Below are 6,272 nucleotides of genomic sequence, written 5' to 3' on the forward strand. Positions count from 1 at the left end.
GAAATCCGGTGTGGCGTCGACTCCCATCGGCCGAAGCGTGTATGCGATGCGCGGCTGGTCCCATTCCAGACCGTCCGTGCGCAGCACTGAGTCGGTGAGCCAGCGTTGTGAATGCCAACGCCGCGGACCGCTGGGACGCGTCATGTTTCCCATCCTCGATTCAGTCGGTTCAATGGCCCGCAACCACCCCAACGGTCGCGAGCTGTTTGGTGTTGACGAACAGCAGTGCAACCACACCCAACAGTGGAAGCACAGTCAGCTGCCAGAATCCCGCGCCGCCCCATCCGGTACGGCCGACTAGCAGCGAAAAGACGTATCCCGCAACGGATGCCGGCACATAGAAACAGCTTACATAGAACCCCGATGCACGGCCGACGAGTGCCGGCCGCACCGAGCGCTGCAGGCCTGTGTAGACGCCGACGAAACAGAAGCCGCTGGCGACCGCGCCTTCGGCGAACGACAGCACGAGCTGCCAGCCAACGGTCGTCGGTCCGTTGAAGATCAGATAGCCGACGCCCGACCCGATCAGCATCGCGGTGATCAGCACATGGCGTACGTTCAGCCGGTCCATCAGATAGCCGGCGGGCAGCCCCATCATCGCACCGAGGCCGAACATGCTGGCGATCAAGCCTGCGTCACGTAGACCGAAATGCAGCTCCTTCTGCAGGAACGACGGATACAGGCCGATGAAGCCATACATCGCCAGACCCACCACGACGGCGGTCAGTCCGAGCAGAATCGTGTTTCGATTCCAAAAGTGTTGCGGCATCGCTTCGTCGACGTCAACCACGTCTTCGGCCGTGCGGTCGGGGTCGGCCGGCTCGACCTGTTCGGTGAACCTGCGGCGGACGAAGACGGCAATGATCGCGACGAACGCGAATCCGATGGCGCCGAAGACGAAGAACGGCACCCGCCAGGATCCGAATGACGCTGCCAGTCCGGCTCCAAAGATCGGACCGATGAAACCGCCGACCCCGTAGGCGAAGTTGAGGCTGCCGATGGCCAGAGCGCGGTGCGCGAAGAAGTACGCACCGACCGCCGAGAACAGCGCCGCGTTCTGCATGGCCTCGCCCACTCCGGACAGCGCGCGATACGCGAACAGATCACCGAAGCCGAGCCCGAAGCCGGTGAGCACGGTGAAGCCGGAGTAGATCGCGATACCGATCAGCACCACCGCCTTGCGGGACAGCCGATCGAGCAGAAACCCCGTGGGCACCCCGGCCAGGCCAATCCCCAGCGTGAAGATCGTCGCAAGCAGTCCGCCTTGGGCCAGCGTGAATCCGAGATCCCCGCTGACCTGTGGCAGCACCACCGGGAACACCTGGCGGTCCATCGCGTTCGTCACATAGGACAGTGCCAGGACAACCAGGCAGGTCAGTGCCACCGCCCTGGTCAATCTGGGCAGTCCGGCAGCAGGCACCCGATCGATGTCGTTGGTCATGCCCGCCCACTCTCCATGTCGATAAACTCGACGCTATAGTGCACAGTGCATTGTATACACTGCATGGTGACTGATTGCAGGGTGGCACAACCGATCACCGAAGGTGCCGCACGGTCCGCAGCAGGTGAATCGAACCGGAGAGGCATCATGAGCCAAGCCATCACGGCATCACCAGCAACGCCCACGCGCTACGGAGCCCTCGCCGGGTTCGGGCTCTACCTCTTCATCGCCTGCTCGTACATCGCCAACGCGATGGATCGCAGCGTCTTCTCCAACCTCAACACCTACGTCCAGAAGGACCTGAACCTGAGCTTGGCTCAGAGTGGGTTCATCACCACGATCTTCGCGCTGGGCTTCGGCATCACCGGGGTGTGCGCAGGGGTGCTGCTCGATCGGTACCGGCGCAAGACGGTACTCATCGTCGGCATGCTGATCTATTCGGTCTTCACCATGCTCATCCCGCTATCGCAGGGATTCTGGGACATCACGGCCTACCGGGTGGTCACCGGTGTCGGTGAGGCCATGCAGCAGACCGCGATCTTCACCATGGCCGGCGTCTTCTTCGCTCAGCGCCGCAACCTGGCGTTGGGCGGGATGAACGCCGCTTACGGAATCGGGTCGTTCATCGGCCCGATCCTCGGGATCCAGATATTCCTGGCCGGCTCCAGTAACTGGCGACTGCCGCTCTACGTGTTCGGCCTGATTGGTCTCGTGTACGCGCTGTTACTCCTGTTCTTCCTGCCGACCGGTTTCAGCGAGTTCGGCAAGGACGACGAAGACCGGGCACCGACACGCGCGGAGTCGAGGACGCCCTGGTTGACGCGCGACCTCGTCCTTCTGGCTGCTGCGAACGTCCTTCTCGGCGTGGTGAATTACAGCTATCTCGGCCTCTACCCAACCTTCCTCAAGACCGAATTGCACTATCCGCCACAGGCAGCCGCGCTCGCCGTGAGCATGTACGGGATCGGGGCGTTCGCAGGTCTGTTGTCTGGCTACCTGGCGGACCGGTTCGGGGAGCGACGGCTGATTTTCGCCGCCATTGCGGGTTCCATCGTGGTCGGCCTGCTGATGTTCGACCTCGCCCACGCGCAGTGGCAGCAGCTCACACTGAGCCTGCTGTTCGGGGTGTTCAACAGCGGGTTCCTGTTCGTCAACGTCTATGCCCTGACGCAGCGATCGGTGCAAGCCGAGCACATCGGCAAGGCCTCCGGCGTCGCCTCCAGCGCGCACTACATCGGGGCGGGGTTCTCGGGGGCCATCTTCGGCGGCATCGTGCAGGCCGCGGGCTGGGGCGTCGGCGGTCTCGTCGTGCTGGTGGCCGCCCCCGCCGTGGCCGCGGCGTGCGTGATCTTCGTCCGCCCCGCCCGGCGGGAACTCGTCCCAACGGTGTGACCGACCCTTCCGAACCAGCTTCAACGCCACCAACGGCAAAACAGAGAGGCGAATCATGAAAGTCTGCGACGCGATTGCGCGATGGTGCGCTGACATCCAAACTCCCTTTGTCGCAGGGATTCTCGGCAACGGCCTGCTGGAGATCGCCGACCGGCTCGCCGCTGACGGGCGGGTCCCCTTCATTCTCACCCGACACGAGCAGGGCGCCGCGATGATGGCGTACTCGTATGCCTTCCAGACCGGCAGGCCCGCTGTCGTGGTCGCGTCCAAGGCGCCAGGAGCAACGAACACCGCGATCGGCGTCATGGGCGCCTACGTGGAATCGCTGCCGATGTTGGTCATCAGCGCACAGGTCAGCAACGAACACGAGCGCTATGAAGCGTTCGAGGAAATCGACCTCGCGGCATTCTACGAACCCATCACCAAATGGTCGGTGCAGGCCAACAATCCCGATCGCGTGCTGTCGTTGCTCAACGAGGCCTACCGGCGAACGCTCTCGGGACGCCCGGCGCCCGTCCACGTAGCAATCCCCTACAACTTCATGCAGCGGGAGATCGAACGCTACGTTCCGCCAAGCGTTCCCGCCGCGGACACCACGATCAGCCGGGAGCGGCTGAGTGCAGTCGCCGACGTCCTGTCCTCAGCACAGCGGCCACTGATCATCGCAGGTGGTGGCGTCCCGTTCGACCGTCAGGACGATGTTCTGGCGCTGGCGGTCGCACTGCACGCGCCGATCGTGTCATCGTGGCTTCGCAAACCAGTTCCCGACCGGCATCCCAATTTCGTCGGCATGGCCGGGATCGGTGGCTCGCCCGCGGCGCGGCGCGCCATTGCCGAAGCCGACGCGGTGCTCGCACTCGGCTGCCGCTTCTCCGAGCAGATGACCGAGCACTATCACATGCGCTTCGCGCCGGATGCTCGCATGGTCCACATCGACCTGGATCCGGCGGTGATAGGACGGGTCTACCCGGCAGAGGTCGGGATCACCGGCAACCTATCGGATCTGCTTCCGCTGCTACGCATCGCAACGGCGGGAACGGTGCCGAACACCGACCGGGCGGTGTGGCTGTCCGCCCTACAGGACGAAAGTTCCTGCTACCGACAGGAACTGGACGCGGCCCACACCCCCAGCGATGCCATCGGAGGGCGTGAACTGGTGCGGGAGCTACGTCGCCTGCTGCCGGACGGCACCAAGCTGGTGCTCGACTCGGGAAACTACCTGCACTGGGCCGACCAGTACTTCCCGATCACCGACGCCGGCGATTTCCACTATCCCACCTCGGGCACAATGGGATTCGGGATACCAGGGGCCATCGGCGCCAAGTTGGCACATCCCGATGCGATGGTGTGTGCACTCGTCGGCGACGGCGGGTTCGCCATGACGATGGGCGAACTGGAGACATCCGCGCGGTTACGCGTGCCGATTCTCGTCGTGATCGTCAACAACGGCACCCTCGGACACATCCGGATGCGCCAGGATGCCGCCTTTGGCGGCAGGCGCGTCGGCGTCGACTTCATCGAGCAGCACTTCGCCCACGTACCAAGGGCATTCGACCTTTTCGGGGCGGAGGTCACGGCACGAGGGGACCTGCAGGCGGTACTCAAGGATGCCATCGCACAGGTCGACGCGGGCAGCTCGGCGGTCGTCGACGTCCGGGTGACCGATGAGCTCGCGCCTGGCCCCCTCGAGCCGTGGTGGCACCAATGAGGAGAGATGCCGACAGTGGCTAGACCGTGGGTAGCTGCCGCTTCTCTGGGCGGAACCATCACCATGACGTCTACCAGTGGCGACGGGCGAGGAGCACGGCCGTCGTTGAGCGCCGAACAACTCCTCACCTCGGTCCCCTCGCTCGCCGAGATCGCGCAGTTGCGGACGCTGACACTCAGTACGCTGCCCGGTGCGTCGCTCACCTTCGACGATGTCGTGCGGGCTCTGCACTGGGCCCGCGCGGAGGTCGCCGAAGGTGTCTCCGGCACGATCCTGATTCAGGGCACGGACACCATCGAGGAGACGGCATATTTGCTCGACCTCTATTGGGACCAGTCGGCACCGCTGGTGGTGACCGGGGCGATGCGCTCGGCACAGATGTCCGGAGCAGACGGCCCGGCGAACCTGTTGGCGGCAGTCCGGGTCGCGGTAGCCGACACCTCCCGGCGGCGCGGTGTACTCGTGGTGATGAACGATGAGATTCACGCCGCGCGCTGGACGCGCAAGATTCGGGCCAGCGGACCGGCAGCCTTCGCCTCGCCGTCGTTCGGACCCGTCGGCTACCTCGATGAAGGACAGCCGGTGTACGCCACCACCGCGGTAGAGCATCGTGCGCTACCCCTGCCCGATCCGTTCGTCGCCCCCCGGGTCGCCCTCCTCGAGACATTCCTCGGCGACGACGGGGAGATCCTGGAAACCCTGCGCAACACCAACACCTTTCGCGGTTTCGTAGTCGCCGGATTCGGCGTCGGCCACGTATCCAGCTCGATGGCTGAGGTGGTCGAACGGACAGCCGGGTCCGTGCCGGTGGTGCTGGCCACCAGAACCGGCGCCGGCAGCACCCATCGCAACAGCTACGGCTTCGACGGGTCGGAATCGGACCTGATCTCCCGGGGCGCGATACCTGCGGGCTGGCTCGACGCCAGGAAGGCGCGCGTGCTGTTGACGTGCCTGCTTGCGGCGGGGTCGGACGTTCGAGCAGAGTTCGCTCACCGGAACACAACCCTGTAGGAAGCTAACCTTGCTGGTACACGACAGAGCAGCCGAGGGGGATCGATGACGCTGGGGCTGAACCCCGGGCAGGACCGGGCCCTGACCGCACACGTCTATGTTCGCGAGGCGTTGCGGGAGGCGATCCTGGACGGCCGGTTGCCCGGAGGCACGCGACTCATCCAGGCTGAACTCGCCACACAGCTCAACGTCAGCAACACCCCGGTGAGGGAGGCGCTGCGCGACCTCGCCGGAGAGGGACTCGTCGTCTTCGATCCGCACCGCGGTTCCCGGGTCCGCAGCCTGGACCTCGACGAAGTGCGTGAGCTCTACGAGATGCGCATCGCCCTGGAACCGCTGGCCATACGCCGAGTCATCGCCACCATCTCCCCCGACGAACTCGACCATGCCGACGAGCTCAGCCGCCGACTCGAGCGCACCACCGGTCTGTCTGAGTGGTCCGAACTCAACCGGCAGTTCCACTCCCTGTTGTCGCTGCCCGATAGCGGAAACCGGCTCGCGACCGTCTTGAGTGGCCTCCGCGACAGTGCGTCCATGTACGTTGCCCTCTCGCTGAGTGCCAACACCGACCGCATCGCAGAATCCAACACCGAGCACGCCAAGCTCGTCGAGTTCTACCGCGCCCATGACGCCGGGGCCGCGATCGAGATGACCGTTCGGCATCTGCGGGCAACGCTGGCCGACATCGAACTGGTCCACCGCAACAATGCGCTCTGAGCG

Annotated in this window: 5 protein-coding genes; 4 read left to right on the plus strand and 1 reads right to left on the minus strand. The window is 64.8% G+C overall.

The annotated features are described in order from the left end of the window. Positions 1-169 precede the first annotated feature (169 nt). Entirely contained in the window at positions 170-1,441 is a 1,272-nt protein-coding gene (locus tag QOI01_RS09410) for an MFS transporter (RefSeq protein WP_526380188.1), read from the minus strand. 147 nt (positions 1,442-1,588) lie between these two features. Between QOI01_RS09410 and QOI01_RS09415 the strand changes: the two genes are divergently transcribed. Genes QOI01_RS09415 through QOI01_RS09430 form a run of 4 tightly spaced genes read left to right on the plus strand, consistent with a single transcriptional unit; the run spans position 1,589 to position 6,269 of the window. Further along, complete coding sequence (locus tag QOI01_RS09415) at positions 1,589-2,833, plus strand: MFS transporter (protein ID WP_526380190.1); 1,245 nt, start codon at positions 1,589-1,591, stop codon at positions 2,831-2,833. A 55-nt stretch (positions 2,834-2,888) separates the two neighbouring features. Then, a complete protein-coding gene (locus QOI01_RS09420) occupies positions 2,889-4,541 on the plus strand; it encodes a thiamine pyrophosphate-binding protein (protein WP_526380192.1) in 1,653 nt (550 codons plus the stop codon). Positions 4,542-4,547: 6 nt separating this feature from the next. Next, the gene (locus QOI01_RS09425; RefSeq protein ID WP_526380194.1) at positions 4,548-5,552 is read left to right on the plus strand and encodes an asparaginase; all 1,005 of its coding nucleotides are present in this window, start codon (positions 4,548-4,550) and stop codon (positions 5,550-5,552) included. 45 nt (positions 5,553-5,597) lie between these two features. Further along, positions 5,598-6,269 carry a GntR family transcriptional regulator gene (locus QOI01_RS09430; RefSeq protein ID WP_526380196.1) on the plus strand — a complete coding sequence of 224 codons (672 nt, stop codon included), beginning with the start codon at positions 5,598-5,600 and terminating at the stop codon, positions 6,267-6,269. Positions 6,270-6,272: the final 3 nt, after the last annotated feature.

This window comes from Mycobacterium sp. (genome assembly GCF_032162605.1).
In the GTDB taxonomy this organism is placed as follows: domain Bacteria; phylum Actinomycetota; class Actinomycetes; order Mycobacteriales; family Mycobacteriaceae; genus Mycobacterium.